The organism is Kitasatospora sp. NPDC001095 (assembly GCF_053598615.1).
In genome coordinates this window covers 24,907-49,242 of record NZ_JBSFKQ010000022.1, presented here as the reverse complement: position 1 = coordinate 49,242, position 24,336 = coordinate 24,907, and the positions used below count along the sequence as shown (strand labels likewise).

Annotated in this window: 32 protein-coding genes; 20 read left to right on the top strand and 12 right to left on the bottom strand. The window is 71.5% G+C overall.

Annotated features, from left to right (window positions below; genetic code table 11):
• Nucleotides 1-238: 238 nt before the first annotated feature.
• Complete coding sequence (locus ACWDBB_RS19840; RefSeq protein WP_449790840.1) at nucleotides 239-556, bottom strand: hypothetical protein; 318 nt, start codon at nucleotides 554-556, stop codon at nucleotides 239-241.
• Between the two features lie 201 nt (nucleotides 557-757).
• Between ACWDBB_RS19840 and ACWDBB_RS19835 the strand changes: the two genes are divergently transcribed.
• The 3 genes from ACWDBB_RS19835 to ACWDBB_RS19825 are packed head-to-tail and all read left to right on the top strand — an operon-like array spanning nucleotide 758 to nucleotide 3,481.
• Nucleotides 758-2,083: a sensor domain-containing protein gene (locus ACWDBB_RS19835; protein ID WP_449790839.1), complete on the top strand. Its 1,326-nt coding sequence runs from the start codon at nucleotides 758-760 to the stop codon at nucleotides 2,081-2,083.
• On the top strand, nucleotides 2,074-2,718 hold the full coding sequence (locus ACWDBB_RS19830) for a response regulator transcription factor (RefSeq protein WP_449790838.1): 645 nt from the start codon (nucleotides 2,074-2,076) through the stop codon (nucleotides 2,716-2,718). The genes ACWDBB_RS19835 and ACWDBB_RS19830 overlap by 10 nt, the downstream gene beginning before the upstream one ends.
• Before the next feature lie 16 nt (nucleotides 2,719-2,734).
• Nucleotides 2,735-3,481 (top strand): DUF4097 family beta strand repeat-containing protein, encoded by a 747-nt coding sequence (locus ACWDBB_RS19825; protein ID WP_449790837.1) that lies wholly within the window; start codon nucleotides 2,735-2,737, stop codon nucleotides 3,479-3,481.
• 69 nt (nucleotides 3,482-3,550) lie between these two features.
• Here the strand turns inward: ACWDBB_RS19825 and ACWDBB_RS19820 are convergent, their stop codons facing one another.
• Entirely contained in the window at nucleotides 3,551-3,943 is a 393-nt protein-coding gene (locus ACWDBB_RS19820; protein WP_449790836.1) for a hypothetical protein, read from the bottom strand.
• A 92-nt stretch (nucleotides 3,944-4,035) separates the two neighbouring features.
• On the opposite strand from ACWDBB_RS19820, the gene ACWDBB_RS19815 reads away from it, so the two are divergent.
• From ACWDBB_RS19815 to ACWDBB_RS19805, 3 genes are read left to right on the top strand one after another with little or no spacing between them, the layout of a single operon-like run.
• On the top strand, nucleotides 4,036-4,191 hold the full coding sequence (locus ACWDBB_RS19815) for a hypothetical protein (protein WP_449790835.1): 156 nt from the start codon (nucleotides 4,036-4,038) through the stop codon (nucleotides 4,189-4,191).
• 46 nt (nucleotides 4,192-4,237) lie between these two features.
• Nucleotides 4,238-4,948 carry a class I SAM-dependent methyltransferase gene (locus ACWDBB_RS19810; RefSeq protein WP_449790834.1) on the top strand — a complete coding sequence of 237 codons (711 nt, stop codon included), beginning with the start codon at nucleotides 4,238-4,240 and terminating at the stop codon, nucleotides 4,946-4,948.
• 19 nt (nucleotides 4,949-4,967) lie between these two features.
• Nucleotides 4,968-5,663: a hypothetical protein gene (locus ACWDBB_RS19805; protein ID WP_449790833.1), complete on the top strand. Its 696-nt coding sequence runs from the start codon at nucleotides 4,968-4,970 to the stop codon at nucleotides 5,661-5,663.
• Nucleotides 5,664-5,736: 73 nt separating this feature from the next.
• Here the strand turns inward: ACWDBB_RS19805 and ACWDBB_RS19800 are convergent, their stop codons facing one another.
• Nucleotides 5,737-5,940, bottom strand: a complete 204-nt coding sequence (locus ACWDBB_RS19800) for a cold-shock protein (protein WP_045694210.1) — start codon at nucleotides 5,938-5,940, stop codon at nucleotides 5,737-5,739.
• A gap of 231 nt (nucleotides 5,941-6,171) precedes the next feature.
• Entirely contained in the window at nucleotides 6,172-6,345 is a 174-nt protein-coding gene (locus ACWDBB_RS19795) for a 50S ribosomal protein L32 (RefSeq protein WP_449790832.1), read from the bottom strand.
• Nucleotides 6,346-6,395: 50 nt separating this feature from the next.
• On the opposite strand from ACWDBB_RS19795, the gene rpmG reads away from it, so the two are divergent.
• Nucleotides 6,396-6,560 (top strand): 50S ribosomal protein L33, encoded by a 165-nt coding sequence (rpmG, locus tag ACWDBB_RS19790; RefSeq protein ID WP_449790831.1) that lies wholly within the window; start codon nucleotides 6,396-6,398, stop codon nucleotides 6,558-6,560.
• A 30-nt stretch (nucleotides 6,561-6,590) separates the two neighbouring features.
• Nucleotides 6,591-6,854: a type B 50S ribosomal protein L31 gene (locus tag ACWDBB_RS19785; protein WP_279094886.1), complete on the top strand. Its 264-nt coding sequence runs from the start codon at nucleotides 6,591-6,593 to the stop codon at nucleotides 6,852-6,854.
• A 193-nt stretch (nucleotides 6,855-7,047) separates the two neighbouring features.
• Here the strand turns inward: ACWDBB_RS19785 and dnaK are convergent, their stop codons facing one another.
• On the bottom strand, nucleotides 7,048-8,904 hold the full coding sequence (dnaK, locus tag ACWDBB_RS19780; RefSeq protein ID WP_449790830.1) for a molecular chaperone DnaK: 1,857 nt from the start codon (nucleotides 8,902-8,904) through the stop codon (nucleotides 7,048-7,050).
• Nucleotides 8,905-9,016: 112 nt separating this feature from the next.
• Here dnaK and ACWDBB_RS19775 point away from each other — a divergent pair, with 112 nt between their 5' ends.
• Nucleotides 9,017-9,358 carry a helix-turn-helix domain-containing protein gene (locus ACWDBB_RS19775; RefSeq protein ID WP_449790829.1) on the top strand — a complete coding sequence of 114 codons (342 nt, stop codon included), beginning with the start codon at nucleotides 9,017-9,019 and terminating at the stop codon, nucleotides 9,356-9,358.
• A gap of 46 nt (nucleotides 9,359-9,404) precedes the next feature.
• On the opposite strand, the gene ACWDBB_RS19770 is transcribed toward ACWDBB_RS19775, so the two are convergent.
• From ACWDBB_RS19770 to ACWDBB_RS19760, 3 genes are all read right to left on the bottom strand, one after another.
• On the bottom strand, nucleotides 9,405-9,803 hold the full coding sequence (locus ACWDBB_RS19770; RefSeq protein WP_449790828.1) for a DUF2267 domain-containing protein: 399 nt from the start codon (nucleotides 9,801-9,803) through the stop codon (nucleotides 9,405-9,407).
• A gap of 54 nt (nucleotides 9,804-9,857) precedes the next feature.
• Nucleotides 9,858-10,262, bottom strand: a complete 405-nt coding sequence (locus ACWDBB_RS19765) for a DUF2267 domain-containing protein (protein ID WP_449790827.1) — start codon at nucleotides 10,260-10,262, stop codon at nucleotides 9,858-9,860.
• Nucleotides 10,263-10,401: 139 nt separating this feature from the next.
• Nucleotides 10,402-10,836 (bottom strand): Hsp20/alpha crystallin family protein, encoded by a 435-nt coding sequence (locus ACWDBB_RS19760; protein WP_449790826.1) that lies wholly within the window; start codon nucleotides 10,834-10,836, stop codon nucleotides 10,402-10,404.
• Between the two features lie 109 nt (nucleotides 10,837-10,945).
• Between ACWDBB_RS19760 and ACWDBB_RS19755 the strand changes: the two genes are divergently transcribed.
• The 4 genes from ACWDBB_RS19755 (at nucleotide 10,946) to ACWDBB_RS19740 (ending at nucleotide 12,833) form a co-directional block, all read left to right on the top strand.
• Complete coding sequence (locus ACWDBB_RS19755) at nucleotides 10,946-11,629, top strand: hypothetical protein (protein WP_449790825.1); 684 nt, start codon at nucleotides 10,946-10,948, stop codon at nucleotides 11,627-11,629.
• On the top strand, nucleotides 11,604-11,855 hold the full coding sequence (locus ACWDBB_RS19750) for a hypothetical protein (RefSeq protein ID WP_449790824.1): 252 nt from the start codon (nucleotides 11,604-11,606) through the stop codon (nucleotides 11,853-11,855). Before ACWDBB_RS19755 ends, ACWDBB_RS19750 begins: the two co-directional genes overlap by 26 nt.
• A gap of 142 nt (nucleotides 11,856-11,997) precedes the next feature.
• Nucleotides 11,998-12,519, top strand: a complete 522-nt coding sequence (locus ACWDBB_RS19745; RefSeq protein WP_449790823.1) for a J domain-containing protein — start codon at nucleotides 11,998-12,000, stop codon at nucleotides 12,517-12,519.
• The gene (locus tag ACWDBB_RS19740) at nucleotides 12,510-12,833 is read left to right on the top strand and encodes an STAS domain-containing protein (protein ID WP_449790822.1); all 324 of its coding nucleotides are present in this window, start codon (nucleotides 12,510-12,512) and stop codon (nucleotides 12,831-12,833) included. Before ACWDBB_RS19745 ends, ACWDBB_RS19740 begins: the two co-directional genes overlap by 10 nt.
• Nucleotides 12,834-12,963: 130 nt before the next feature.
• On the opposite strand, the gene ACWDBB_RS19735 is transcribed toward ACWDBB_RS19740, so the two are convergent.
• From ACWDBB_RS19735 to ACWDBB_RS19725, 3 genes are all read right to left on the bottom strand, one after another.
• Complete coding sequence (locus tag ACWDBB_RS19735) at nucleotides 12,964-13,605, bottom strand: hypothetical protein (RefSeq protein ID WP_449790821.1); 642 nt, start codon at nucleotides 13,603-13,605, stop codon at nucleotides 12,964-12,966.
• Nucleotides 13,606-13,834: 229 nt separating this feature from the next.
• A complete protein-coding gene (gene htpG / locus ACWDBB_RS19730; RefSeq protein ID WP_449790820.1) occupies nucleotides 13,835-15,784 on the bottom strand; it encodes a molecular chaperone HtpG in 1,950 nt (649 codons plus the stop codon).
• 190 nt (nucleotides 15,785-15,974) lie between these two features.
• Nucleotides 15,975-16,661: a type III effector protein gene (locus ACWDBB_RS19725; RefSeq protein WP_449790819.1), complete on the bottom strand. Its 687-nt coding sequence runs from the start codon at nucleotides 16,659-16,661 to the stop codon at nucleotides 15,975-15,977.
• 115 nt (nucleotides 16,662-16,776) lie between these two features.
• On the opposite strand from ACWDBB_RS19725, the gene ACWDBB_RS19720 reads away from it, so the two are divergent.
• The 7 genes from ACWDBB_RS19720 to ACWDBB_RS19690 all read left to right on the top strand — a co-directional run bounded on the left by ACWDBB_RS19720 (nucleotide 16,777) and on the right by ACWDBB_RS19690 (nucleotide 23,145).
• A complete protein-coding gene (locus ACWDBB_RS19720) occupies nucleotides 16,777-17,214 on the top strand; it encodes an Hsp20/alpha crystallin family protein (RefSeq protein ID WP_449790818.1) in 438 nt (145 codons plus the stop codon).
• A 175-nt stretch (nucleotides 17,215-17,389) separates the two neighbouring features.
• Nucleotides 17,390-17,824 carry an Hsp20/alpha crystallin family protein gene (locus tag ACWDBB_RS19715; protein ID WP_449790817.1) on the top strand — a complete coding sequence of 145 codons (435 nt, stop codon included), beginning with the start codon at nucleotides 17,390-17,392 and terminating at the stop codon, nucleotides 17,822-17,824.
• A gap of 246 nt (nucleotides 17,825-18,070) precedes the next feature.
• On the top strand, nucleotides 18,071-18,196 hold the full coding sequence (locus ACWDBB_RS19710; protein WP_449790816.1) for a hypothetical protein: 126 nt from the start codon (nucleotides 18,071-18,073) through the stop codon (nucleotides 18,194-18,196).
• Nucleotides 18,197-18,560: 364 nt separating this feature from the next.
• Nucleotides 18,561-18,770, top strand: a complete 210-nt coding sequence (locus tag ACWDBB_RS19705) for a ferredoxin (RefSeq protein WP_449790815.1) — start codon at nucleotides 18,561-18,563, stop codon at nucleotides 18,768-18,770.
• On the top strand, nucleotides 18,760-20,130 hold the full coding sequence (locus ACWDBB_RS19700) for an NAD(P)/FAD-dependent oxidoreductase (RefSeq protein WP_449790814.1): 1,371 nt from the start codon (nucleotides 18,760-18,762) through the stop codon (nucleotides 20,128-20,130). Before ACWDBB_RS19705 ends, ACWDBB_RS19700 begins: the two co-directional genes overlap by 11 nt.
• Nucleotides 20,131-20,166: 36 nt before the next feature.
• Nucleotides 20,167-21,366: a cytochrome P450 gene (locus ACWDBB_RS19695; RefSeq protein WP_449790813.1), complete on the top strand. Its 1,200-nt coding sequence runs from the start codon at nucleotides 20,167-20,169 to the stop codon at nucleotides 21,364-21,366.
• A gap of 516 nt (nucleotides 21,367-21,882) precedes the next feature.
• A complete protein-coding gene (locus ACWDBB_RS19690) occupies nucleotides 21,883-23,145 on the top strand; it encodes a hypothetical protein (protein ID WP_449790812.1) in 1,263 nt (420 codons plus the stop codon).
• Nucleotides 23,146-23,222: 77 nt separating this feature from the next.
• Here ACWDBB_RS19690 and ACWDBB_RS19685 read toward each other — a convergent pair whose 3' ends face one another.
• Nucleotides 23,223-24,131 (bottom strand): LysR substrate-binding domain-containing protein, encoded by a 909-nt coding sequence (locus tag ACWDBB_RS19685; RefSeq protein ID WP_449790811.1) that lies wholly within the window; start codon nucleotides 24,129-24,131, stop codon nucleotides 23,223-23,225.
• Nucleotides 24,132-24,336 lie beyond the last annotated feature (205 nt).

Genomic DNA, 24,336 nt, shown 5'->3' with positions numbered 1-24,336 from the left:
GGGCGGGTCGTGCTCCTGCCACGCGGTGGCGTCGGCGAGGCGGGGTTCGAGCCTGGACTGTCCGGTGCCCAGGCTCCAGCCCTGAGGGGTGGCCGGGCCGAAGGCGGTGGTGCGGCCGAGCGGGTAGAAGTGCCCGCCCCTGGGGCCCGCCGACCCGTACCGCAGCCGACTCGTCTGATCGCCCCTTGGCACAGCAGTCGCTCCGGAACGACTGCTGCACGCCGACACCCGCGGCCCGTCACGAGCGGCGCGGGATCCGGGCACTCTGTGACAGCGACCCGCAGATGACGGAGGTGGCGGCCCACACCAGGGGGACTGTCCACGGGCTCCACCACATGAGCGCCAGCGAGACGGCCGCGGCCGCCAGCAGCGCGACGGTGACCGGCAGCACGACGTCGCGCCGGTACCCCCTCAGCTGCTCGCCGAGGACCTCCTCGACGATCTCGGCGACCCGGTCGTCGATGGTGTCCCCGTAGTGCGCGAGGAACTGCTCGATGTCGTCGGTCCTGCCGGCCGGGCCGGGACGGACGGCGGCGCTCGAGTGTCGATCGGTCATGACCCCACGATGTCGCACCGGGCGGCGCCGGGTCGGCAGCGTGAACCCACCGGCCGGACGGGGGTAGACCCTACCCCCCGCTGGTGGGCTCTCCTCGCTGTCGACGGGTGGTCGGGTTGGGTACCGTCCCCCTGTTGAACCGAGGCGCGGACGGTGACCTGGTCGCCGCCCGCACTGCCCACGAGAGCGGGTCCGAAGCAGTTGACCGAGAACATCGCCGGCCGTGCCACCGGCATGGCCTGGAGGGACGCCCGGCCACCCCGCGAGGTGGTGCCGGGCAATCCGCTGCGCGCGCTGGCCTCCCCCGTGCTGTGGCGGGCGTCGATCCACCTGGCACTTGACGGTCTGGTGGCGCTGGCGGGACTGGCCGTGCTGGTCGTGCTGGTCGTCGCCGTCTGCCTGGCGCCGGCCGGCCTGGTGGGCCTGCCGCTCACGGTGGCCGCGGGGTGGGCGCTGTTCCGGCTGGCCGCCGTCGAGCGCGCCCGGTTCGCCGTGACCTGCGGGCTGGAGCTCGACGAGCTGCCGGCGCCGGTCGCTTCGTGGCGGTTGGTCAAGTCGCTGCAGTCGCTCGTCCACAACCCCTGCACCTGGCGGCTGATCGGCTACCAACTACTGCTGATGCCGGTGGCGGCGGTGACCGTGGTCGGGGTGGCGCTGATCTGGGCCGTGCCGCTGACCCTGGTGCTGCTTCCGGCCTACTACCGGGGCCTGCCCGGCGGGCAGGCCCAGCTCGGGCCGTTCCTGGTGGACTCCCTGCCCCGGGCGCTGCTGGTCGCGGCGGTGGCGCTGCTGGTCGGCGCGGTCCTCTCCCCCCTGATCGTCAAACTCCTGCTGGCACTGGACACCGCGCTGGCCGTCGCACTGCTCTCCAGGCCCCGCGGCATGGAGCTGGAGCAGCGGATCAACGATCTGACGGAGAGCCGCGCCCGGGTGGTGGACGCCGCCGAGGCGGAGCGCAAACGGATCGAGCGGGACCTGCACGACGGTGCCCAGCAGAGGCTGGTGGCGATGTCGATCACCCTGGGCCGGGTCAGCTCGCGGTTGAAGAAGTCCGGCGACCACGAGACCAACAAGCTGGTCGAGGACGTCCGGCGGGAAACCCTCAGCACCATCGCCGAGTTGCGCAACCTGGCCCGTGGCCTGCACCCGCCGGTGCTGACCGACCGCGGCCTGGAGGCGGCGCTCTCCGCCGTCGCCGCGCTGGCACCGGTGCCGGTGCGCCTTGACGTCCTGGTGGAGCCGCGCCCCTCCCCCACCATCGAGGCGGTCGCCTACTTCACGGTGACCGAGGCGCTCACCAATGTGGCCAAGCATGCTCGTGCGACCCGCGCCTTGGTGGAGATCCGCCGGGAGGGCGCCCGATTGAACGTTAGGGTTGGCGATGACGGACGTGGCGGAGCCGATCTCACGGCCGGCACGGGTCTAACCGGTCTGGCGGACCGGGTGTCCGGGGTGGACGGGCGGTTCCGGCTCAGCAGTCCGGTGGGTGGACCGACCGTGATCGAGGTGGAATTGCCATGCGGGTAGTGCTGGCCGAGGACTCCGCGCTGCTGCGCCAGGGCATCGAACTGCTGCTCAGCGAACAGGGGATCGAGGTGGTCGCCGCGGTCGGCGACGGGGAGCAACTCCTGCGCGCGGTGGCCGAACACCGGCCGGACGCCTGTGTGACGGACGTCCGGATGCCGCCCACCTTCCTGGACGAGGGCCTGCGCGCCGCACTGGCGGTACGCGCCCGCTGGCCGGAGACCGGTGTCCTGGTGCTCTCCAACTACGTCGAGGAGCGCTACGCCATCGACCTGGTCAACACCAATGACAACGGGGTCGGCTACCTGCTCAAGGACCGGGTGTCGGACGCCGAGGAGTTCGTGGACGCGCTGCGCCGGGTCGCCGCGGGCGAGACGGTCCTCGACCCGGAGGTGGTCAAGCAGTTGCTGGCCGGCAGCCGGCAGCGGGATCCGCTGTCCACCCTGACGCCGCGCGAACGGGAGGTCCTCACGGCCATGGCGGAGGGCCGTTCCAACGCCGGAATCGCGGCCGATCTGGTGATCGGCACGGCGGCGGTGGAGAAGTACATCCGCAGCATCTTCGTGAAATTCGATCTGCAGCAGGAGGCGGGAGACCACCGCCGCGTGCTCGCGGTCCTGCGCTACCTGGGAGCTTGAGATCAGTACCACACCGATGAAGCGCCGCGGATGCCTCCTCATAGGGCTGGCCGCCCTCGTCGCGGTCGTCTCCGTGGCCAGTTGGATCGTGGTCGACTCGCTTCCGGCGCACCACCCGTACAGCGGCGACTGGCAGCAGGACGCGGCCGGCGCCGACCGGGTGACGGTCCAGACCGACCGACTCGGCGTGACGCTGAGCCAGGACAACTCCTCGCAGGTCACGGTGGCCATGAGCGGCAGCTACACGGGCCGTGTCCCGCAGGTCTCCGTCACCCGGTCCGGGTCGGACGTCACGGTCACCGCCGGCTGCTCCGACGACTGCTCGGGGCACCTGCAGGTCACGGTGCCGGCCGGCCTGGCCGCGCAGGTGAGCACCGGGGGCGCCGGGATCCAGGCGAAGGGTCTGACCGGCCGGCTGGATCTGGCCACCGGGCGGGGCGGGGTCGAGGTGGACCAGTCGTCCGGCCCGCTGACCGTGCGGAGCACGTACGGCGCGGTGACCCTCGCCGACAGCAGCGCCCCGGACGCCGAGGTGATCACCACCGACGGCGAGGTCAGCGCCTCCTTCACGGCGGCACCCGCCTCCCTGAAGGTCACCACGGACTGGGGCCGGGTCGACCTCAAGGTGCCTCACGACGCCTCCTACCGCGTCGACGCGCAGAGCTCCTGGTCGTCGCCGAGCGTCTCGCTGCCGAACACCGCCACGGACGCGCCGCACAGTGTGGTGGTGAAGACCACGCGCGGCGACATCGCGGTCCACTGAGAACGCCCGTGCCGCGAACGACGGTGGCGTCCCCGGGATCTCCCGGGGGCGCCACCGTCGTTCGGACGATCAGCCGGCGACCAGCGAGGGGTCGACGCTGATCTTCGCGTGCCGCTCCGGCGCGCCCAGTTCGGCGGTCGCCCCGGCCAGTCCGTCCAGGCCGATGACGCCGGCGATGACGGTGATGACGGTGATGACGGTGATGACGGCACCTTCCGGGGGTGGATCACGGATGCCGGATGAGTCCGGCGAGGAGGCGAAGTCGGCCGGTGCAGCGGTGACTTCGGCCGGTCGCCCCTGCTGGGTCCAGTGCCTCGTGGCCGCGGCCGCCGCCGCACCGGCGGCGATCACCCTCACCCTCGTCACGCCCGCCATCGCGTCCGGAGTCAGCGCCGCCGCGCAGCCGCGGGCCGCTGCCGCCCCGGCCGACACCACCGGCACCACCACCCCGCCCGACGACAACGGCGGGGACTGACAGGGGGGTTGTCCGTACCCCGGTTCGGTGGGCCTGCCACGTGTCCGGCCCGGCTGAACTGCTGTTGGCTGGAGGGCAGATGGTCGGTGCGACCTCGCGGGTGCCCTCGAGCACCGGCTACCGGATCGACGCCCACCGCAGCAGCTCCGCGCCGCGGATCGACCTGCCGAACTCCGACGGCGCGTCGACCTCCCTCACCGTGGCCGCCTCCGACGGAGGCATGCACATCCACTGAGCGGGCACCACCGCCCCACGCCGACGACCGACGTTGGAGAAGAACCATGCGCCACCCCTCCTCACCCCTGCGCGCCCCGTTCGGCAAGGCCGGCACCTGGGCCCTTGCGGGCGCCTCGGTCGCGGCCGCGGCCACCGCCTGGTGGGTGACCGACTCCGCGCCGTACCCCTACGCGCAGCACCGACTGCTCGACCTGCCGCTGCCGTTCCTGTCCTGGGAGCGGCTGGCCGAGCAGCTCCAGCCGCTGCCCGGCGAGCGGATGCTGGAGATCGGTCCCGGCACCGGGCTGCAATCGCTCCGGGTGGCGCCCCGGCTCGGCGCCGACGGCCGGCTGGACATCGTCGACATCCAGCAGGAGATGCTCGACCACGTGATGCGCCGGGCCGCCGGATCCGGCCTCGACACCATCGTCCCCACCCTGGCCGACGCGCGCGAACTCCCCTTCGACGACGCCACGTTCGATGCCGCCTACCTGGTCACCGCGCTGGGAGAGATCCCGGACGTCCCCGCCGCCCTGAGCGAGCTGCGCCGGGTCCTCAAGCCGACCGGTCGCCTGGTCGTCGGCGAGTTCTTCGACCGCCACCGGATCCGCCCGGCGACCCTGGCCCGGCACGCCAACGCCGTCGGCCTGCACGTCATCCGGCAGTCCGGACCGGCCCTGGCCTACTTCGCGCTGCTGCGGCCGTGCACCTCGGGCTCCGACGTCCGGCCGCCCGCCGGTGCCGCGGACCGGCGTGCGGCCACCATCGGCTCCTGATCGGGACTGGAGGACCGTCGTGAACGATCCCGGCATCCGGCGCGCGGCCGAGAGCGAGTGGGGCCCGCTCTACCGCCGTGCGCACGCCCGGCTGCGGGCCAGGGGCGCCGCCGCACTGACCCTCACCGTGGTCTCCAGCTGCCTGGTGCTGCTGTTCGCGGCGGTCGACGAGTTCCCGAGCGGGGCGGCCTTCGTCTCCCGGATAGGCGTGGTCCGGGCCGCCGAGCCGTGGGACGTCGCGCTGCCGCGCTTCCCGGTCTCGATATTCGTGCCGGCCCTGGGCCTCCCGGTCTGGGGGGCGCTGGCCCAGGTGTTCGTGGTCTTCGCGATCGCCGAGCTGACCCTCGGCCCGTGGCGCACGCTCGCCGTCGGGTACACCTGCTCGCTGGTGGGCACCTGCTACGCGCGCTTCGGGGTGTCCCGGCCGCCCGGCCACCTGCTCCACCTGCCCGCCGCGTTCGCCCAGGTCCGGGACACCGGGCCGTCGGCGGCCGTGATCGGGCTGGGACTGCTGGTCGCCTGGCGGTTCGGGGCGCGCTGGACCGCGTTGGGCGTGGTGCTGCTGACGGCCGCGATCACGGCGGTGGACCCGGTGTTGGCGGGTTACGAACACATGGCCGCGCTGGTGACCGCCGCCTTGCTGCTGCTCGCGGACGGGGTCGCCCGCGGGCTCACCGCCCGCGGTGCGCACGGCTCCGCCACCGTGGCGCGATGACCGAGGGGCCCGCACCGGGCACGTGTGCGCGGTGCGGGCCCCTCACTGCCAGGCGGGTGCCGTGGCAGAAGAACTACAGCGGGCGAATGTTCTCGGCCTGCGGGCCCTTCTGGCCCTGCGTGACGTCGAACTCGACCTTCTGGCCCTCGAGCAGCTCACGGAAGCCGTTGGCGTTGATGTTCGAGTAGTGGGCGAAGACGTCGGGGCCGCCACCCTCCTGCTCGATGAAGCCGAAGCCCTTCTCCGAGTTGAACCACTTCACAGTGCCATTAGCCATTAGAAATCTCCTTCAAGGGACTGTCCGAAGCACGCACGGCGCGGGCTTCGAGTCACCGCATGGAGCGCCCACCGGGGAAGAGCCGGGGAACAAAAAATGCGCCTGCAATACATCAGCAGGCGCACACAAAGTTCATGGGAACCACTACTGCAACTCCCACGACTGTAGCAGGCCAGGGCCCTGCGCGGCGGGAAGGCCGGCGCCCTGCCGATGCCGGCGCCCCCGCCGTGCTCACCTCTCGTCGGCGGCCAGCAGGCCGCGCTGGTAGGCGCGGACCAAGTGCTGGGGGACGAGGTGGCGACGGCCGTCGATCTCGATCGGGACCAGGATCGCGGCCTCGGCCCGGGAATGCCGTGGCCGCAGGTGACGTTGCCACCCTACACGCCTGATGGAAACGAAAACCATTTCGCTATGATGGTGGCTCAACCGTCACCGATCCGCCCCAGGAGGACGCCGTGGCCCGCAACGACCTGCGCCCGATCATCAAACTCCGGTCCACCGCCGGTACCGGCCACACGTACGTGACCCGCAAGAACCGGCGCAACGACCCGGACCGGCTCGTCCTGCGCAAGTACGACCCCGTGCTCGGTCGCCACACCGAGTTCCGCGAGGAACGCTGACCCCGACCCCGCCCAGCCAAGGAGAATCCGATGAAGCCCGGCATCCACCCCGCCTACCGCCCCGTCGTCTTCCGTGACCGCGTCGGCGGGCTGACCTTCCTCACACGGTCCACCGTCACCAGTGACCGCACCATCGAGTGGGAGGACGGCAACACCTACCCCGTGATCGACGTGGAGATCTCCTCCGCCAGCCACCCCTTCTACACCGGCCAGTCCCGCGTGCTCGACACCGCGGGCCGTGTCGAGCGCTTCGAGCGCCGCTACGGCGCCGCGGCCGCCCGCCGCAAGGGCTGAGACCGGGACCGCGTACGAATGCCGGTGCGCCCTCTCGGATCCGAGGTGGCACACCGGCGTTCGCGCGTACCGGGGCGGGTCATCGCGGCCGCAGGTGCTCGATGCGGGCGAAGGCCTGGTCGAGCGGTTCCGCCACGCGGTGGTCGTGAAGGGCGCGGACGACCCGCCGCCACCGCCGGCGGGCAGCCCACCGTCAGGGTGCGGTGCCGCCTCCCTTGTGCTCGTCCTCGTCCACGATCTCGGCGTCCACGACCTCCTCTTCCGAGCCTTGCGGACCGGTCGCGCCGCCCGGTGCACCGGGGGCGGTCTGGGCGTACATGGCCTGGCCGAGCTTCTGGCTGACCTGGGCGACCTTCTCGCTCGCCGCGCGGATCGCGGCGGTGTCCTCGCCCTTGAGCTTCTCTCTCAGCTCCGTCAGAGCGGCCTCCACCTCGCTCTGCACGTCGGCCGGGACCTTGCCCTGGTTGTCCGTGAGGAACTTCTCGGTGGTGTAGGCGAGTTGCTCGCCCTGGTTGCGGGTCTCGGCGGCTTCCTTGCGGCGGCGGTCCTCCTCGGCGTGCTGCTCGGCCTCGCGGATCATGCGGTCGATGTCGTCCTTGGGCAGGGCGGAGCCGCCGGTGACGGTCATCTTCTGCTCCCTGCCGGTGCCGAGGTCCTTCGCGCCGACGTGCATGATGCCGTTGGCGTCGATGTCGAAGGTGACCTCGATCTGCGGCAGGCCGCGCGGGGCCGGGGCGATGCCGGCCAGCTCGAACATGCCGAGCTTCTTGTTGTACGCGGCGATCTCCCGCTCGCCCTGGTACACCTGCACGGTGACCGAGGGCTGGTTGTCCTCGGCGGTGGTGAAGACCTCCGAGCGCCGGGTCGGGATCGTGGTGTTGCGCTCGATCAGCTTGGTCATGATGCCGCCCTTGGTCTCGATGCCCAGCGACAGCGGGGTGACGTCCAGCAGCAGGACGTCCTTGACCTCGCCCTTGAGGACACCGGCCTGGAGCGAGGCGCCGATGGCGACGACCTCGTCAGGGTTGACGCCCTTGTGCGGGTCCTTGCCGGTGAGCTTCTTCACCAGGTCCGTGACGGCCGGCATCCGGGTGGAGCCGCCGACCAGGATCACGTGGTCGATGTCGGGGACCTCGATCTTGGCGTCCTTGACGGCCTGGTGGAACGGGCCCTCGCAGCGGTCCAGCAGGTCGGCGGTGAGCTGCTGGAACTGGGCGCGGGTGAGCTTCTCGTCCAGGTGCAGCGCGCCCTCGGCGGAGGCCGTGACGTAGGGCAGGTTGATCGTCGTCTCGGTGGCGGCGGACAGCTCGATCTTGGCCTTCTCGGCGGCCTCGCGGAGGCGCTGCACGGCCATCTTGTCCTTGGACAGGTCGATGCCGTAGCCGTTCTTGAACTGCTTGACCAGGTGGTCGATGATCCGCTGGTCCCAGTCGTCACCGCCGAGGTGGGTGTCGCCGGAGGTGGCCTTCACCTCCACCACGCCCTCGCCGATCTCCAGCAGCGACACGTCGAACGTGCCGCCGCCGAGGTCGAAGACCAGCACCGTCTGGTCGTTCTCCTTGTCCAGGCCGTACGCCAGGGCGGCGGAGGTCGGCTCGTTGATGATCCGCGCCACCTTCAGGCCCGCGATCTCGCCGGCCTCCTTGGTCGCGGTGCGCTGGGAGTCGTTGAAGTACGCGGGCACGGTGATCACCGCGTCCGTCACGTCCTCGCCCAGGTAGGACTCGGCGTCGCGCTTCAGCTTCTGCAGCACCCGCGCGGAGATCTCCTGCGCGGTGTAGCTCTTGCCGTCCACGTCCCCTTTCTCCGGGAAGTGCCAGCCGCTCTCGCCCATGTGCCGCTTCACCGAGCGCGCGGTGCGGTCAACGTTGGTGACGGCCTGCCGCTTGGCGACCTCGCCGACCAGCACCTCGCCGCCCTTGCCGAAGGCCACCACCGACGGGGTGGTGCGCGCGCCTTCGGCGTTCGTGACGACGGTCGGCTCGCCGCCCTCCAGCACGCAGACCACCGAGTTCGTCGTTCCCAGGTCGATACCGACTGCGCGTGCCATCACGGGCCTCCTCTCTTGCCATCCCTCCCGTCTTGCCTCACCGGGAGGAAGGAAACTTGAGCCTCATGACATCAAGGGTAAGTCGACGCCGTGGCTGGAGGAAATCTGTAACGTGGAAGTGAGGTTTCATTTCATCGAGCGGCGAGGTGAGGTCGCGGTGGTGGAGCTGCCCATTGATGACGCGGATGCCGCGCTGTACACGGTGGGGCAGGTTGCCGCGATGCTGCACGTCCGGGTGGCGTTCCTGAGGCGACTGGACGAGCTGGGCGCGGTGGTGCCCGTGCGCTCGGCAGGCGGCCAGCGGCGCTACTCGCGCCGGGAGATCAACCGCATTGCCGCACTGGTCAAGCTGATCGGCGAGGGACTGACCCTGGAAGGGGCGCGCCGGGTGCTCGATCTCCAGGCCCGAGTGGAGGAGCTGGAGGCCGACCTGGGGCGGACCCGCGGCCGGTGACGTCCGGCGCCCGCCGCCTGGACCCGCCCGCGCTGCTGGGTGGGGTTCAAGCGGCGGCGGCGAGGTCGGCGCGGCCGAACAGGAGCGCGTAGCCGCTGGGCAGGCAAGCGAGAAGGCGGTCGGTGAGCCTATCGCCGGCGAGATCGGCGAGGGCGGCCAGGACGGAGGAGGCATCCCAGCGGGCGCTGGTGAGGCTGATGTTCAGGGCTCGGGCGACGGCTTCGACGAAGGCGGGGGCGGCGACGGGTTCGGGCAGGGGGATCTGCGAGGCGAGGACGGCGCGGGCCCGCTCGGGCAGCGCGGCGGCCAGCTCGCAGCGTTCGTCGCCGGTGAGCTGGGAGCCGAGGACGGCCAGGACGGTGTCGAGGACTCGTTCCGCTTCCTCGTCGCTGGGGTGGCGGCCAAGGGTGCGGACCTGCTGGATCAGGCGGCGGTGCCGGGTCATGGCGGTGGCCTTCCGATACGGGCCGCCGCGGTGCACGCGGCGGCACGAAAGCGGTCAGGATCGGTGGTCGGGGGCGGGGCGGCCGAACAGGACGTCGTAGCCGGGCGGCAGCTGGAACAGCACGCGCTCCAACAATTCGTCGCCGGCGGCGTCGGCCACCGTGGACAGGACGGCTCCGATGTCCCACACGGCGGTCTTCTCGGTGGCGCCCTCGATCCAGGCGGCGGTGGCGCGTACGAACCGTTCGGGACTGAGCGGCTCGGCGGCCTGCAAGGGGTTCAGCAGGATCAGGGCGAAGGTCTCGGGCAGACGGGCCGCGAGCTTCGCGCGCACATCGCCGACCAGGTGGGCGCCGAGCAGGGCCAGCACGACGCGGGCCGCGCGATCGGCGTCCTGGGGTGTGTCGTACTCTCCGCGTTCCTGGACCTGGTCCAAGAAAGCTTCCCATCGAAGAGTCACCGCGATTCCTCCCTGTCGATTTCACCGAAGGCCCTCACCACGAACGGTGCCGGTCCGGGCGGCACGGGGCCGACTGCGGGAGTGTTCCGCGCCGTCCGCTCGGGGGGTGCGGGCGGCGCGGAACGGCAGAGGGACGCCGTCAGGCCTTGATCTCCTTGCGGCTTCCGCCGTGGCCGATGGCGATCTTGCGGGGCTTGGCCTTCTCGGCGACCGGGATCTTCAGGGTCAGCACGCCGGAGTCGTAGTCGGCGACGATCCCGTCGGGGTCGAGCGTGTCGGAGAGCATGACCTGCCGGGAGAAGACGCCGAGCGGACGCTCGGACAGCTCCCACTTCACGTCCTCGCCCTGGTGGCGGGGACGGCGTTCGGCCTTGACGGTCAGCATGTTCCGCTCGACATCGATGTCGATCGCATCGGGGGCCACCCCCGGCAGGTCGAAGCAGATCACGTACTCGTCGCCGGCGCGGTAGGCGTCCAGCGGCATCGGGGTCGGCCTCGACCAGGTCCCGGTCGTGCCGAAGAACTGCTGGGTCAGCCGGTCCAGCTCGCGGAACGGATCGGTGCGCATCAGCATCGCGAAACACCTCCACTGATCGATGGGTGCCAGTGCGCTTCACCTGAAACCGTTCTAACATGTCATCCATCCAATGACAAACCCTGATGTCGCCAAAGGAGTGACACCCATGAGAAAGCGGCCCCAAGAACCCGCCACCAGTGGCGGACCGTCGAGGGGCCCGGCGTCCTTCCTCGCCGCCGCCGCGGCGCTCGCCGCCATAGACGACGCCGTCCGCACCGCGCAGGACACCGAAGCCACGACCCCGCCCACCACCCAAACCGACCCCGAGCAGGCACTGGCCGCCCTGCTGCTGCTGCGCGAGCTGCGTACCGAACTCGCCGACTGGGAGGCCCCGCTGGTGGAGACCGCCCGCGCCGCCGGCGCCACCTGGGCCGACCTCGCCCGCCCCATGGGCGTCGCCAGCCGTCAGGCCGCCGAGAACCGCTACCTGCGCCTTGCGCCACCCGCCACCGGCACCCCGGGCACCACCGGGGCCAAACGCGTCAAGGCCGTACGCGACCGCCGCGCCGCGGAGCGCTCCGTCGCCGACTGGGCCCGCGCCAACGCCGCTGACCTGCGCCGGCTCGCCGCCCAGGTCGCCGCCCTGACCGACCTCGCCCCGGCGGCCCGCCCCGCCCTCGACCACCTCCACACCGCGCTCGGCGCCCCCGACGCCACCGAACTCCTCACACCCCTGGCCGCCGTCCGCCCCCACCTCGGCGCCCACCACTCCCAGATCGCCCACCGCCTCGACGACCTCGCCCAGCACACCGACCGACTGCGCCATGACAGCGACCACCGGCGCGCCTGACCCCCCGGCCGCCGCCGAAGAGCGCTGGCAGCGGCTCGAGGACCAGCTCGTGGCCGTCGGGCACCGGATGCGGACCGACGGCGACGCCGCCCTCGCCTCGCTGGACGCCTGCCTCGCACGCCTGGAAGCCATACGCGAAGCCCTCCACACATCCCTGGCACAGGTCGCACAGGACATCGCCGCGCAGACCGGGGCCGGCGCGGCGCATCACACCGCCGGATACTGAGGGGGGTCATGCCGACGGCAGTGGGGACACCCATAGCCCGTATACCCCCATTTCGGACATCTTGACAAGCGTTGGCCAAGGTTCTATCCAAGTCAATGAGGAGGTTTGCCGGGGTCGCCGGTCGCCCGGGAGGTGGTCCGCCATGACGGGATCGCGAGACCGACGCGATCACTACGCGGTGCTGGGAGTGGAACCCACGGCGTCCGCGCGGCAGGTCACCTCGGCCTATCGCACCCTGGTCCGGCTGCTGCACCCGGACACCCGCCCCGTCGAACCGGGATCGGCGGAGCGACTCGGCGCGGTGGTCGCCGCCTACGAGGTCCTGCACGATCCCGAGCTGCGAGCCGCCTACGACGCCGAACGCGAGACCGCCCGGCCCCACCCGGGGACCGCCCGCGCCTCGGCCCCTCCCCCGACCGCCGGCCGACGGGTGCCCGTACGAGTCGTCCGGAAAACCGGTGGGGCGGGGCCTGCGCGCACCGCGCCGACTCCCCTCGTCGGAGCGATGCCGCGAGGAACCGAACCGCTCGTTCGAGTGGGCCCCGTGCGGACCGCACCGCCAGGTGCGTCGACGTGGGCGCGGGATGCCGGCGACCTCTGGGAGTGGGGCGACTTCTGGGAGTGGATGGTGCACCGGCTGTGGGAGGTGGAGCCATGGCTGTGAACGGCAACGACTTCCGCACCGCCGTCTCCCGGTGGGACGGCCAGGTCACCATCGCGATCACGGGCGAGATCGACCTCGCCACCGCCGCCGAGCTGGAGAGCCGCGTCAAGGAGTTCCTGGCGAACCGGCCCAGGCGCATCGACCTCGACTTCGCGCAGGTGAGATTCTGCGACTGCTCGGGCGCGCACGCCCTGGAACGGCTCCGTCACCAGGCGCAGGAGGAAGGCGTCGTCCTGAAGGTCACGGATGTGCGGGCCCCGCTCGTCGCCCGGGTGATCGACCTTTTCGGCCTCGCCGACCTGGTGGAAGGCTGACGCCGGGCCGCGTACCGCGGCGCTGCCACCATCGCGCGCGCTCCGAGGCACCGATGGCGCGAGTGAGGGCCGCCGCTTCAGGACCATCCTCCCGGCCGCCGGTCAGACTCCCGGCACCGGCCCGTCGTGTTCAGCTGGCCGTGGCCCACCGGGTGGCCCGCGCGCGCAGAGGGGAGACGACGGCGGCGTAGCAGTGTCCGGGCAGGTCGGTGACCCAGTCGAAGGTGTCGAGGGTGATGCCGTGCCTGGCCGCGGCGTGGAGCATGTCGGCCAGCAGAGCGGTCGCTGCGGCTTTCTGCTCCTCCGTGCCGGGAGTGGTGCGGCGCTCGGCGGCCTCGTTGACGCGGTCGGTGAGCTCGCGGTGCCGCAGGACGGCGCGGTAGCAGGTGCCGGGCAGATCGGTGACCCAGTCGAAGGTGTCGAGGGTGATGCCGTGCTGGGCCGCGGCGTGGAGCATGTCGGCCAGCAGAGCGGTCGCGGCGATCTTGTCCTGCTCGGTGCCGTGGTCCGGACGGCGCTCGGCGGCGGCATTGATCCGGTCGGCCAGGGTGCGGTGCCTGACGATGGCGCGGTAGCAGGTGCCGGGCAGGTCGGCGACCCAGTCGAAGGCCTCGAGGGTGATGCCGTGCTGGGCCGCGGCGTGGAGCATGTCGGCCAGCAGAGCGGTCGCGGTGACCTTGTCCTGCTCGGTGCCGTGGTCCGGACGGCGCTCGGCGGCGGCGTTGATCCGGTCGGCCAGGGTGCGGTTCTTGCGGTCGGTGTACTCGTACACGCGCGGATGTCCTCGGTCGGTCGGGTGGCTGTCGGCGGTGGCCGGCTTCCGTCCCCGGCTGCCGAAACGGGTGAGGGAAGCGGTGCTGCGGGCCGCACTCCTGCCAAGGGTGATGCAGCCCGGCCCCGGGCCGGTGCGCGCCCGCCCGCTGGCGGGCGGGTCTGGCCAAGCGGCGTGGGAGTGCGGCCGGCCGGGCTCTGTCAGCCGCGGCCGGCCGCACCTGCAGGGGTTAGAGGGTGTGGGTGAGGCGGTCGGTCAGGAGACGGGTGAAGCGGGCCGGGTCGGGCAGGTCGCCGCCTTCGGCGAGCAGGGCGCTGCCGTGGACGAGTTCGGCGGTGTCGGCGAGCGCGGGGTCGTCGGCGTTCGCCGCGTGTGCCTGGTGCAGGGCGGTGATGAGGGGGTGGGTGGGGTTGAGTTCCAGGATCCGCTTGACGGGCGGGAGTTCCTGGCCCATGGCCCGGTACATCTTCTCCAGGGTGGGGGTCAGGTCGTGGGCGTCGCCGACCAGGCAGGCGGCGGAGGTGGTGAGCCGGGTGGAGAGGCGGACCTGCTTGACGTGGTCGGCCAGGGCGTTCTGGAGCCAGCCGAGGAGGGCGGCGAAGTCCTGCTCGCGCTGGGCCTTCTCCGCCTTCGCCTCGTCGCCGGCGTCGCTGTCGGCATCGCCGTCGAGGTCGACCTGGCCCTTGGCGATGGACTGGAAGCGGTGGCCGTCGAAGGCGGGGATCTGGTCCGTCCAGACCTCGTCGACGGGGTCGGTGAGGATCAGGACCTCGTAGCCCTTGGCGGTGAAGGCCTCCATGTGCGGGGAGTTCTCCACCATCTGGCGACTCTCGCCGGTCAGGTAGTAGATGGTGTCCTGGCCGTCCTTCATCCGCGCGACGTACTCGCGCAGCGTGGTCGCCTTCTCCGGGTCGTTGGTCGAGGCCGCCGAGACCAGCTCCAGCAGCGCGTCGGTGTTGTCGCGGTCCTCGATCAGGCCTTCCTTGATCACCCGGCCGAACTGCTCCCACAGCTTGGTGTAGGTGTCGGACCTGCCGGCCTGCATGTCCTTGAGGGCGCCGAGGACCTTCTTGACGAGGCGTCGGCGCACGGCGGTGATCTGGCGGTCGTGCTGCAGGATCTCGCGGGAGACGTTCAGCGACAGGTCGTGGGCGTCGACGACGCCCTTGACGAACCGCAGGTAGTTCGGCATCAGCGCGTCGCAGTCGTCCATGATGAACACGCGCTTGACGTACAGCTGCACGCCCCGCTTGGTGTCACGGGAGAACAGGTCGAACGGGGCGTGGGCGGGGATGAACAGCAGCGCCTCGTACTCGAAGGTGCCCTCGGCGCGCATGTGGATGGTCTCGGCCGGGGCCTGCCAGTCGTGGCTGATCTGCTGGTAGAAGTCGTGGTACTCGGCCTCGGTCACCTCGCTGCGGGGACGGGCCCACAGCGCCTTCATCGAGTTCAGCGTCTCCGGCACGACGACGGCCTTCTCGTCCGTGGCGGATTCGGCGCCCGCCTCGACGGGCTCGACGGGCTCGGCGGCCATGCGGATGGGCCAGCGGATGAAGTCCGAGTACCGCTTGACGATCTGGCGGATCTTCCACGCCGCGAGGTAGTCGCCGAGCCCGTCCTCGCCGTCCGCCGGCTTGAGGTGCAGCGTGACCGAGGTGCCGACCGGCAGATCGTCGGCCTGCGCGATGGTGTAGGTGCCCTCACCGTCGGACTCCCACACGGTGCCCTGCTCGGTGCCGGCCCGGCGGGTCCGCAGAGTGACCTTGTCGGCGACCATGAACGCGGAGTAGAAGCCGACGCCGAACTGGCCGATCAGGCTCTGCGCCGCGTCCGCGTCCTTGGCCTCCTTGATCTTGGCCAGCAGACTCGCGGTGCCGGACTTGGCGATGGTGCCGATCAGGTCGACGACGTCCTCGCGGGTCATGCCGATGCCGTTGTCACGCACCGTCAGGGTCCGGGCGTCCCGGTCGACGTCCAGCGTGATGTGCAGGTCGGAGGTGTCGACTGCGAGGCCGCTGTCGGTGAGGGATTCCAGGCGGAGTTTGTCGAGGGCGTCGGAGGCGTTGGAGATCAGCTCGCGCAGGAAGATGTCCTTGTTCGAGTAGATCGAGTGGATCACCAGCTGCAGCAGCTGGCGGGTCTCCGCCTGGAACTCCAGCGTCTCGGTCGGGCTGGCCACGGGAGGCGTCTCCTTCATGTGCGGGTAGGGGAAAGGTCACGGACGACGCGGCGCCGTCACGGGGAGTGGTCTTCACGTCGAGGGCCTCAGGGCCTCTCGACTCGCACCTCGCGGGCCGGGCAGGCTTTACGACGGTGAACAGGTCCGCTGACATGCGGGCCGCAGCCCGGCAGGGCCGCGGCCGGGGTGCTCACGGGCCGGCCTGGGGTGTGCGGCGCAGCCGGTCGCTCTCGGCACGAAGCTGTTCGGTTCGGGCGGTGAGTTCGTCGAGGCGGTCGGCGATCGCCGGGTGGTCCGCCTCCAGGAGGGGCCGGGTCTCGGCGAGCGGGGCGAGCAGGCGGGCGGGGTCGTCGTGACCGAGCGCGTCCAGCAGGCGTTCCACGGCAGGGGCCGCCGAGGCGGTGAGGTCGTCCAGGGCGCCGATCTGTCCGGCGAGGCGGCGCAGGTCCGCGGCGTTGTCGCGGGCCCAGGTCGTCACCGCGCGGTCGGCGGCACGCTGGTCGCGGGTGGCCTGGACACGCTGCTCGCCGGTGCTGCCCGCCTCGGTGCCGGCATCGGCGTTCGGGCGCATGCGCAGGTAGCGGCGCTCGGCGGCCTGGCGGCTCTGGACGCCCATCGGTTCGGCGAGGTCGGCCCAGGTGGCGCCGGCGCCGCGGGCCGTCTCGATCAGACCGGTCTCCCAGCCGGCGAGTTCCTCGCGAAGGTGGCGCAGCATCAAGAGCGCGGACAGGGCAGGGTGCGGGTCGCTCTGGCCCGCGTCGTCCGGGGGTGCGTGGCGGGCGGTGCGGGCGGCGGCGTCCATCATGCCCAGCGCGGCGGCGGCGGCCAGGAACGAGGCCGGCCCCACCCCGGCCGCGCCGGTGTCCTGCGTATCCATGTCGTCACTCTTTCGCTGACTGGGTGTTTGTCATCACCTGGACGACATGTTACAACGGTTCGTGTCGCGCCGCACCGGTGCGAACAAGACCTTCTGGACCGGAGGTGTTCCGACGATGTCCATGCCCACTGCGGTGACCCACCAGGCGCCCCCCGGGTCCTGGTCGCGGCCGGCCCCGATTCCGATGGACGCCTGGCGCGAGGACGAGCGCTTCGTGATCGCACTCGACCTGCCCGGTGTCGCACTGGAGGCGATCGACGTCGACGTGCTGGGCCGGATGGTGACCGTGAAGGCCGAACGCCGTCCCACCCCGCGCGGCGAGGGCGCGCGCACCCGGCTCGCCGAGCGGACCCACGGGGTGTTCGAGCGCCGGATCCAGCTGGCCGACAGCCTCGACCCGAGCCGCATCGCGGCCCACCTGCAGGACGGCGTCCTGACCCTCACCGCCCCCGTCGCCCCGGCTCACCGGCCCCGCAAGATCACCGTCCGGGCCAGTGAGGCCGGCCAGTCGCCCGAGGAGAGCAGCCAGGCCGTTGTCGCCGCGGCGGCGTGAACCAGCGCGGGCCCTGAAGGCCACTGACACCGGGGCCCGGCCCCAGGACGCCTGACCATCCACTCTGTCATCCATCCAGCGACATTTGGGATGAGTCGCCGAGAAGGTGACATACCAGGAGGGATGTGTGAGCGCGTCGAAGTCGCCCGTTGATTCGACGAGGAGGTATTCGACGATGTTGATGCGCACTGACCCGTTCCGCGAGCTGGACCGACTCACCCAGCAGTTGTTCGGCACGGCCGGCACCTGGTCGCGCCCGTCCGCGATGCCGATGGACGCCTGGCGCGACGGCGACACGTTCTACGTCCAGTTCGACCTTCCCGGCATCAGCCCGGACGCGATCGACCTGGACGTCGAGAAGAACGTGCTCACCGTCAAGGCCGAGCGCCGCCCCACGCAGCGCGGCGGCAACGCCGAGGTCCAGCTCTCCGAACGCCCACTCGGAGTCTTCTCCCGGCAACTGTTCCTCGGCGACGCCCTCGACGCCGAGCACATCACCGCCGCCTACGAGGCCGGCGTACTCACCCTCACCATCCCGGTCGCCGAGACCGCCAAGCCCCGCAAGATCCAGATCAGCGGCGGCAGCGGCCGCAAGGCACTCCAGGCCTGACCACCCGTCGGACCTGGTCCCCCAAAGGGAAACGGTGCCGCGCGGGCGGAACACCCTTCGGCCGCCCGCGCGGCGCCCCGACCCGAGACCCTGCGCCGAACGGCGCAGGCCACGAATTTCCAGGCCCGACCTTGGCCCTCGGGCCTGGAACCCACGGAAAGTGACAGGGTCGGGTGCCGCGCGGAACCACGGGCTCCTTCCCGGGACCCACCGCGCGGCACCCCAGTCAGCCGCGGTCTGCGCGCCATGACCGCGCAGACCGCCGAAGCCGTGGACGAGGCGCTCTGGGGCCTGGTCTGTGACGACCCGGCCGCCGCCGAGCAACTCGCCCGCGTCATCGACGCCCACCACCGCCTGACCGACGCCCTTTGACCGCCATGGCCGACCGGTCCGCACGCCGGCCCCGCAAACACCAGCCGCTCGGCCACCGGTCACCCGTCCGGAGCAGCCGCACGGGGCGACGGTCGTCGCGGGTCCTGCCCGCATCAGCCCCCTGCCCCGATGACCTCGCAGGCCCGGCCTTCCGCCCGGCTCCCGGCCGCTCGACAGCCGGGAGCCGGGCCGGCTTCGTTTCAGCCGGTCGCGGTCCGGGGCGACGTCACCGCCAGGACGCGCCGGATGATCGGCCGGCGTTCTCCGCTCCCCGGCCCTTCTCGCCGCGGATGGCCCGTAGCCATGCGAAGGTCCGGTCCATCCCCCACTCTGGAACGGAGGGGGTGACGGAGGGAGTCATGGGATGCAGATCGTTGTGGACCTCACACGCTGCCAGGGCTACGCGCAGTGCGTGTTCCTCGCGCCGGAGGTGTTCCAGCTGCACGGGGAGGAGGGGCTGCTGTACGCCCCGGCCGTTCCCGACGACCAGCTGGATCGCGTGCGCCAGGCCGCGGCGGCGTGCCCGGTCCAGGCCATCCTCCTCGGCAAGGAGGTGAGCCCCGATGGCCGCTGACCTTCGAGAAGGCCGGATCGTCATCGTCGGCGCGTCGCTGGCCGGGTTGCGGGCCGCCGAGGCGCTGCGCGAGGAGGGCTTCACCGGCTCCCTGACCGTGGTCGGGGACGAGCCCCATCCGCCCTACGACCGGCCGCCGCTGTCCAAGCAGGTCCTGCTCGGCAAGGTCGCGGCGGACTCCACCGCCCTGCCGATGCGCCGGGACCCGGACGCCGACTGGCGGCTCGGGGTCCGTGCCACCGGCCTGGACCCTCTCGGGAAGCGGGTGCTGCTGGCCGACGGCGATTCGCTGCCGTTCGACCGGCTGCTGATCGCCACCGGCACCCGGGCCAGGCCCTGGCCCAAGGTGGCGGAGGCCGCCCTGGACGGAGTGTTCACGCTGCGTACCCGCGAGGACGCCGCCGGGCTGGCCGAGCGGCTGGCAGCGGGGCCGCGGCGGGTACTGGTGATCGGCGGGGGCTTCACCGGTTCGGAGATCGCCTCGGCCTGCCGGGAACGCGGTCTCGACGTCACGGTCACCGAACGTGGCCCCGCCCCCCTGGTGGGCGCGCTCGGCGGCACCTTGTCGAAACTCGCGGCCGCCATGCATCGCAACCACGGGGTGGACCTGCGCTGCGGGGTGACCGTCACCGCCCTGAGGGGCAACGGGAACGGCCGGTTCACCGGTGCGGACCTGTCCGACGGCAGCCGTGTGGAGGCGGACGTGTGCGTGGCGGCCCTGGGGGCGGTCCGCAACGTCGAGTGGCTGGCGGACTCCGGACTGGCGGCGGGCCCGCGCGGGATCGCCTGCGACGCCGGGTGCCGGGCCTTCAACATGTACGGCATCGTCACCGACGACGTCTTCGTGGCCGGTGACGTCTCCCGGTTCCCCCACCCACTGTTCGGCTACCAGATGCTCTCCCTGGAACACTGGGGCAACGCGGTCGCGCAGGCCGAGGTGGCCGCCCACAACATGGTCAGTCCCGGCCCTCTGCGCCGCCCGCACCTTGCCCTCCCGACGTTCTGGTCGACCCAGTTCGGGCTCAACATCAAGTCCGTGGGCGTGCCCACCTTCTCCGACCACGTGGTCATCGCCCAGGGCAAGCTGGAGGAGCGTCGCCTGGCGATGGTCTACGGCTACCAGGGCCGGGTCACCGCCGCGGTCACCGTCGACATGGCCAAGTCACTCGACTACTACGCGCACCTGATCGAGACCGCCGCCCCCTTCCCACCCGCGCCCGGCGCGTCCGACCGCCCGCTCGCGGCCGAGCTCCCGCTCCCCTCCGACGTGCCGGATCCGAAGGGGCTCTCCCACGGCCCGACCGTCGCGCTCACCGGCCACCTGCCCGACCGCCGACTGACCCTGGTCCAGCCCACCTGACCCACCACCCCGCCCAACCACGAGGAGCCCCACCCCATGGCCGCCGCCGACACCCTCCTGGAACGGATCACCAACTACGCCAACCGCCCCGACCCCTACCCGCTCTACACGGAACTGCGCGAAGCCGGTCCCGTCGTGCGGCAGGCGGACGGCAGCTACCTGGTCGGCACCTACCACGAGATCACCGCGCTCCTCCACGACCCACGCATCAGCGCCGATCCCCGCAGCCTCGCCACCCCGCCCGAGGGGGCGCCGAAGCCGCCGTTCCTACGGCTCGACGACCCCGAGCACCACAGACTGCGCGGTCTGGCCATGCGGCCGTTCGGCCCGCCGCACAGCGCCGGCCGCGTCGACGCCATGCGCGGCCAGATCACCGAAATCACCGAAGAACTGCTCCAGAACCTCCAGGACCGCACCCCGATCGACATCGTCGACGACTTCGCCTACCCGCTGCCCGTCACCGCCATCTGCCGACTGCTCGGCGTCCCCCAGGAAGACGAACCGCAGTTCCGGCAATGGTCCGACGCGATCGTCGCCTCCGCCGACGTCAGACCCGACGAGGAGTCCTCCGCCGAGCGGGACCGGGCCGGTGAGCAGGCGCGGATCGAGATGGGCCAGTACCTGGTGAACCTCGCCGAACAACGCCGCGGCCACCCCACCGACGACATGCTCTCCGCCTACATCAACGAACCCGACCCGGCCATGCGGCTCACCCACGAGGAACTCGCGGAAACCGCCGTACTGCTCCTCATCGCCGGACACGAAACCACCGTCAACCTCATCACCAACGGAGTCCTCACCCTGCTGCGCCACCCCGACCAACTGGACCGGCTGCGCCGCGAACCCGACCTGCTACCGGCCGCGGTAGAGGAGCTGCTGCGCTACGAGCCCCCGGTCCACATGCGGCAACGCATCCCCCTCGCCGACGTGGACATCGCCGGCACCACCCTCCCCAAGGGCACCTCCGTCGTGCTCGCGCTGGCCTCCGGCAACCGCGACCCCAAGCGGTTCCACGATCCCGACCGGTTCGACCCCACCCGCCCGGACAACCAGCACCTCGGCTTCGGCGGCGGCGTCCACCTGTGCTACGGCGCACCCCTCGCCCGTATCGAAGCCCAGGCCGCGCTCGGCGCACTGATCCCCCGCCTCACCAGCGCAACCCTCCTCCAGGACCCACCCCCCTACCGGCACGCCGCCATGCTCCGCGGCCCCCGCCACCTCCCCATCCGATTCTGACCGCGACGTTGCCCGCGACCTGCTCCGGCCCGCGCGAAGTCTCGGTAACGGCTGGTCCGTCTCGACCGACGCCCAGTCACCAAACGTGTCGCCAAAGGGAGTTGGCCCCGTTGCGGCCAACCGTCAGACGGTCGCCACAAGTGAAACTGACGGCATTTCAGCTACCTCCTCGCCGATCCACCTCACTCTCTCGCCGGACAGGTGAGTCATAGCGCGTGCGCCCAACTGGCCTCTCCGACCGCCGCGGTTGGCTCTTCAACGGGCGGTCATCCGGAGCGGATCCCGGCGCGCCCCCAGCGCAGCGCCGCCTGTTGGTCGACCGGTCCGAAGGTTCCGGGACCCGGCGGGCAGCGTTCCACGATCGCCTGTCGTCAGCCCCGTCGCGTTCGCACGTGGGCGGACTTTCCTTGGGCGACAAGTCCACAAGTGATCGGATTTGATCGCAACAGCTCCCACAGGGCAGGCTCGGTGCCGCACAGTGGCGGATCCGCCACTGTCCGGCGCGGAGGGAGTCGCATGTCCGGGACCGAGAACAGCAAACCGACTGCACATGTCGTTGTCGGGTACACCCCGCAGGACGGTTTCGTCGCCGTCCAACTCAATCCGCCCCCAGCGGAATACGTGTGGCACGACCAGCGGGCCGAGCACGACCGGGAACGGTTCGGGCCGGGCAACGGCTACCAGCAGTGGCTCGCCGTCGACGCCGCCACCGGTGCCGTTTGGTTCGGGGACACCGACTGGCGAACCCAGGACGAGGGCACCGCCCCCTGGCTTCCGGGGCACCGCCGGGCCGCGGCCGGCGATGGCGCTCTGCCTTCCCCGGCCGTGTTCGCGCTCCTGCTCACCCACCGCACTGTCGACGAGCAGGGCGCCGATACCTGGCGCTTCTTCAGCGCGGAGGAGCTCTACGCACTGGTCCGACGGATCCTGCCCGTGGTCCAGCGGGTGATCGGCTCGCTGCACCGTGTGGGCCCGGCCGGGGATCTGGAGTGGTCCGCCGAGGCTGCCACGGCCTGGACCGATCTCGAACAGGCCTGCCTCTACACGTTCGACGCGACGGGCACGGTGGCCTGGTCCGAGCCCCGCATGAGCCCCGTTCCCGGATGGCGGGTGGAAGTGGCGGACTTCCTCGCCCGGAATCCGGAGCTTTGCGATCCGGATTGGGCGACGGCTACCGACGCCGAGCTGGACACCTACGCCACGTACGAACCCGATTCCGGCTACGGCGGCGTTCCGGGACGCATGTGCACTCCGGCGGGCGTCCGGATCGAGGAGGGCTACACCTTCTACGGTCACCGTGCGGCTCTGTACGCCTACCGCGCGGCCGCTTGCGGCGACCGCGCCCCGGTCGAAGCCGGGCTCTGGCTGCGGACCAGCGATGCCGGACGGAGCAGTTGGGAGGACGCGAAGGTCGTGGGAGCGAGTCTCGCCGACGCCACTGACTGGGTGTTGGACCACCTCGCCGAGACGTTCCGCAGCGCCGCGGCCGACGACGGTGTGGTCCTCACCGGCCTGGCGGCCTACCTGCGGCAACAGCGGGCCGAGGAAAGGGCGGCGGTCGATGACACGCTTTCCGCCACCGGGGAGGAGCTGAAGCGCTTGGAGGAGTTGCTCAAGGAGGTCCGCCTGGTCCGGAACACCGTCCTGACCCGGGTCCTCAGCTGGACCGACGGGCGGGACGACGAGGTGATCGCCCGTCTCGCGGCGATGTCCCCCGTCGCCGTGGCCGAGTGGCGGGAGCGGCTCACCGCCGACCGGAGTGTCCGACCGGAGGGGTGAGAGGCTGCCCGGAGGGCCCGGCCCGCAGGCGGGCCGGCGACGTTCGGGTCCGAACTCGTCGGGGCATGGTCCCCGCCTCATGAGAGGGCGGTCAGTGCCTGCGCGGCGAGCATGCGTTCCAGGTCCAGGAGGGCGCGTGGGGCGTGCCGGGTGTCGATGCGGACGGTGTAGATGAAGCGCGTCAACTCCGGTCCTGCGAGGGGGCGCGCCACCACCTGGGTGCTGCCCGGGGGGAGGGCCAGCCGCGGCATGACGGCGACGCACAGGCCCGCGGCCACGAAGCCGAGCACGGTGTTGAAGTCGTCGCCGTCGTATTCCAGGCGGGCCTGGAAGCCCGGTGTCTTGGCCATCTGAGCGAGCAGTTCCAGGCGCAACGCGGCCTCCGGAGCCGCTATCCAGGTCTCGGCCGCGAGGCCGGCCAGGTCGATGACGTCCCGGTGGGCGAGGTGGTGGTCGGCCGGGACCACCGCCACGACCGGGTCCCGTGCGACCAGCGTTCGGCGCAGCGTCCGGGGCGGTGGCACCGGGATGAAGTCGTAGTCGTAACTGAGGGCCAGGTCCATGTCTCCCCGCTTGAGTCGGCTGTAGCCGGCTTCGGGCTCCACTTGGGAGAGGCTGACCTCCACACCGGGATAGGCCGCGTGAAGCTCTGCCAACGCCTGCGGGACGATGCCGGCGGCGGCCGAGGCGAAGGCGCCGAGCCTGATCCGTCCGGCAGTGCCCGCACGCATGGCGTCGAGTTCCACGGAGGCCGCCGCCAGTGCGCTTCGGACGCGCTGTTCGGCGTCGAGGAGGACCGTGCCGGCCGGGGTGGCGCGTACGGGGCGGCGCTCGATCAGGATGAGACCGGTGCGGCGTTCGAGTTCGGCGATCTGTTGCGAGACGGCGGGCGCGCTGTAACCCAGCTCGCGTGCGGCGGCGTTGAAGGAGCGGTGGCGGACCACGGCTTCGAGGGTGGCGAGCAACCGGGGGTCGAGTCTCTGCACGGAGTTAAGGCTCACTTATCTGTCGCGAAGATGTCTTTTCTTGTGCTTAAGCATGAACGGCAGCAGGATTCTTGCTCGCGGCCCGGATGCGCAAGCCTCCGCCCCCCGGGTCCGCGACCCACCACCTCCCTCGTCGGGCGCTTTCGTGCGCCCGCGGCGCCGTGCACCCCCTCTTCCGCAGCATTCCTGACCCGCGTCCGTCGGG

What these genes read in the sequence shown, in the direction of transcription:
- ACWDBB_RS19840 (WP_449790840.1), bottom strand. Translation starts at nt 556, where the DNA reads ATGACCGATCGACACTCGAGCGCCGCCGTCCGTCCCGGCCCGGCCGGC.
- ACWDBB_RS19830 (WP_449790838.1), top strand. Translation starts at nt 2,074, where the DNA reads ATGCGGGTAGTGCTGGCCGAGGACTCCGCGCTGCTGCGCCAGGGCATC.
- ACWDBB_RS19825 (WP_449790837.1), top strand. Translation starts at nt 2,735, where the DNA reads ATGAAGCGCCGCGGATGCCTCCTCATAGGGCTGGCCGCCCTCGTCGCG.
- ACWDBB_RS19815 (WP_449790835.1), top strand. Translation starts at nt 4,036, where the DNA reads ATGGTCGGTGCGACCTCGCGGGTGCCCTCGAGCACCGGCTACCGGATC.
- ACWDBB_RS19810 (WP_449790834.1), top strand. Translation starts at nt 4,238, where the DNA reads ATGCGCCACCCCTCCTCACCCCTGCGCGCCCCGTTCGGCAAGGCCGGC.
- ACWDBB_RS19800 (WP_045694210.1), bottom strand. Translation starts at nt 5,940, where the DNA reads ATGGCTAATGGCACTGTGAAGTGGTTCAACTCGGAGAAGGGCTTCGGC.
- ACWDBB_RS19795 (WP_449790832.1), bottom strand. Translation starts at nt 6,345, where the DNA reads ATGGTTTTCGTTTCCATCAGGCGTGTAGGGTGGCAACGTCACCTGCGG.
- ACWDBB_RS19785 (WP_279094886.1), top strand. Translation starts at nt 6,591, where the DNA reads ATGAAGCCCGGCATCCACCCCGCCTACCGCCCCGTCGTCTTCCGTGAC.
- dnaK (WP_449790830.1), bottom strand. Translation starts at nt 8,904, where the DNA reads ATGGCACGCGCAGTCGGTATCGACCTGGGAACGACGAACTCGGTGGTC.
- ACWDBB_RS19770 (WP_449790828.1), bottom strand. Translation starts at nt 9,803, where the DNA reads ATGACCCGGCACCGCCGCCTGATCCAGCAGGTCCGCACCCTTGGCCGC.
- ACWDBB_RS19760 (WP_449790826.1), bottom strand. Translation starts at nt 10,836, where the DNA reads ATGCTGATGCGCACCGATCCGTTCCGCGAGCTGGACCGGCTGACCCAG.
- ACWDBB_RS19755 (WP_449790825.1), top strand. Translation starts at nt 10,946, where the DNA reads ATGAGAAAGCGGCCCCAAGAACCCGCCACCAGTGGCGGACCGTCGAGG.
- ACWDBB_RS19750 (WP_449790824.1), top strand. Translation starts at nt 11,604, where the DNA reads ATGACAGCGACCACCGGCGCGCCTGACCCCCCGGCCGCCGCCGAAGAG.
- ACWDBB_RS19745 (WP_449790823.1), top strand. Translation starts at nt 11,998, where the DNA reads ATGACGGGATCGCGAGACCGACGCGATCACTACGCGGTGCTGGGAGTG.
- ACWDBB_RS19740 (WP_449790822.1), top strand. Translation starts at nt 12,510, where the DNA reads ATGGCTGTGAACGGCAACGACTTCCGCACCGCCGTCTCCCGGTGGGAC.
- ACWDBB_RS19725 (WP_449790819.1), bottom strand. Translation starts at nt 16,661, where the DNA reads ATGGATACGCAGGACACCGGCGCGGCCGGGGTGGGGCCGGCCTCGTTC.
- ACWDBB_RS19720 (WP_449790818.1), top strand. Translation starts at nt 16,777, where the DNA reads ATGTCCATGCCCACTGCGGTGACCCACCAGGCGCCCCCCGGGTCCTGG.
- ACWDBB_RS19715 (WP_449790817.1), top strand. Translation starts at nt 17,390, where the DNA reads ATGTTGATGCGCACTGACCCGTTCCGCGAGCTGGACCGACTCACCCAG.
- ACWDBB_RS19710 (WP_449790816.1), top strand. Translation starts at nt 18,071, where the DNA reads ATGACCGCGCAGACCGCCGAAGCCGTGGACGAGGCGCTCTGGGGCCTG.
- ACWDBB_RS19705 (WP_449790815.1), top strand. Translation starts at nt 18,561, where the DNA reads ATGCAGATCGTTGTGGACCTCACACGCTGCCAGGGCTACGCGCAGTGC.
- ACWDBB_RS19700 (WP_449790814.1), top strand. Translation starts at nt 18,760, where the DNA reads ATGGCCGCTGACCTTCGAGAAGGCCGGATCGTCATCGTCGGCGCGTCG.
- ACWDBB_RS19695 (WP_449790813.1), top strand. Translation starts at nt 20,167, where the DNA reads ATGGCCGCCGCCGACACCCTCCTGGAACGGATCACCAACTACGCCAAC.
- ACWDBB_RS19690 (WP_449790812.1), top strand. Translation starts at nt 21,883, where the DNA reads ATGTCCGGGACCGAGAACAGCAAACCGACTGCACATGTCGTTGTCGGG.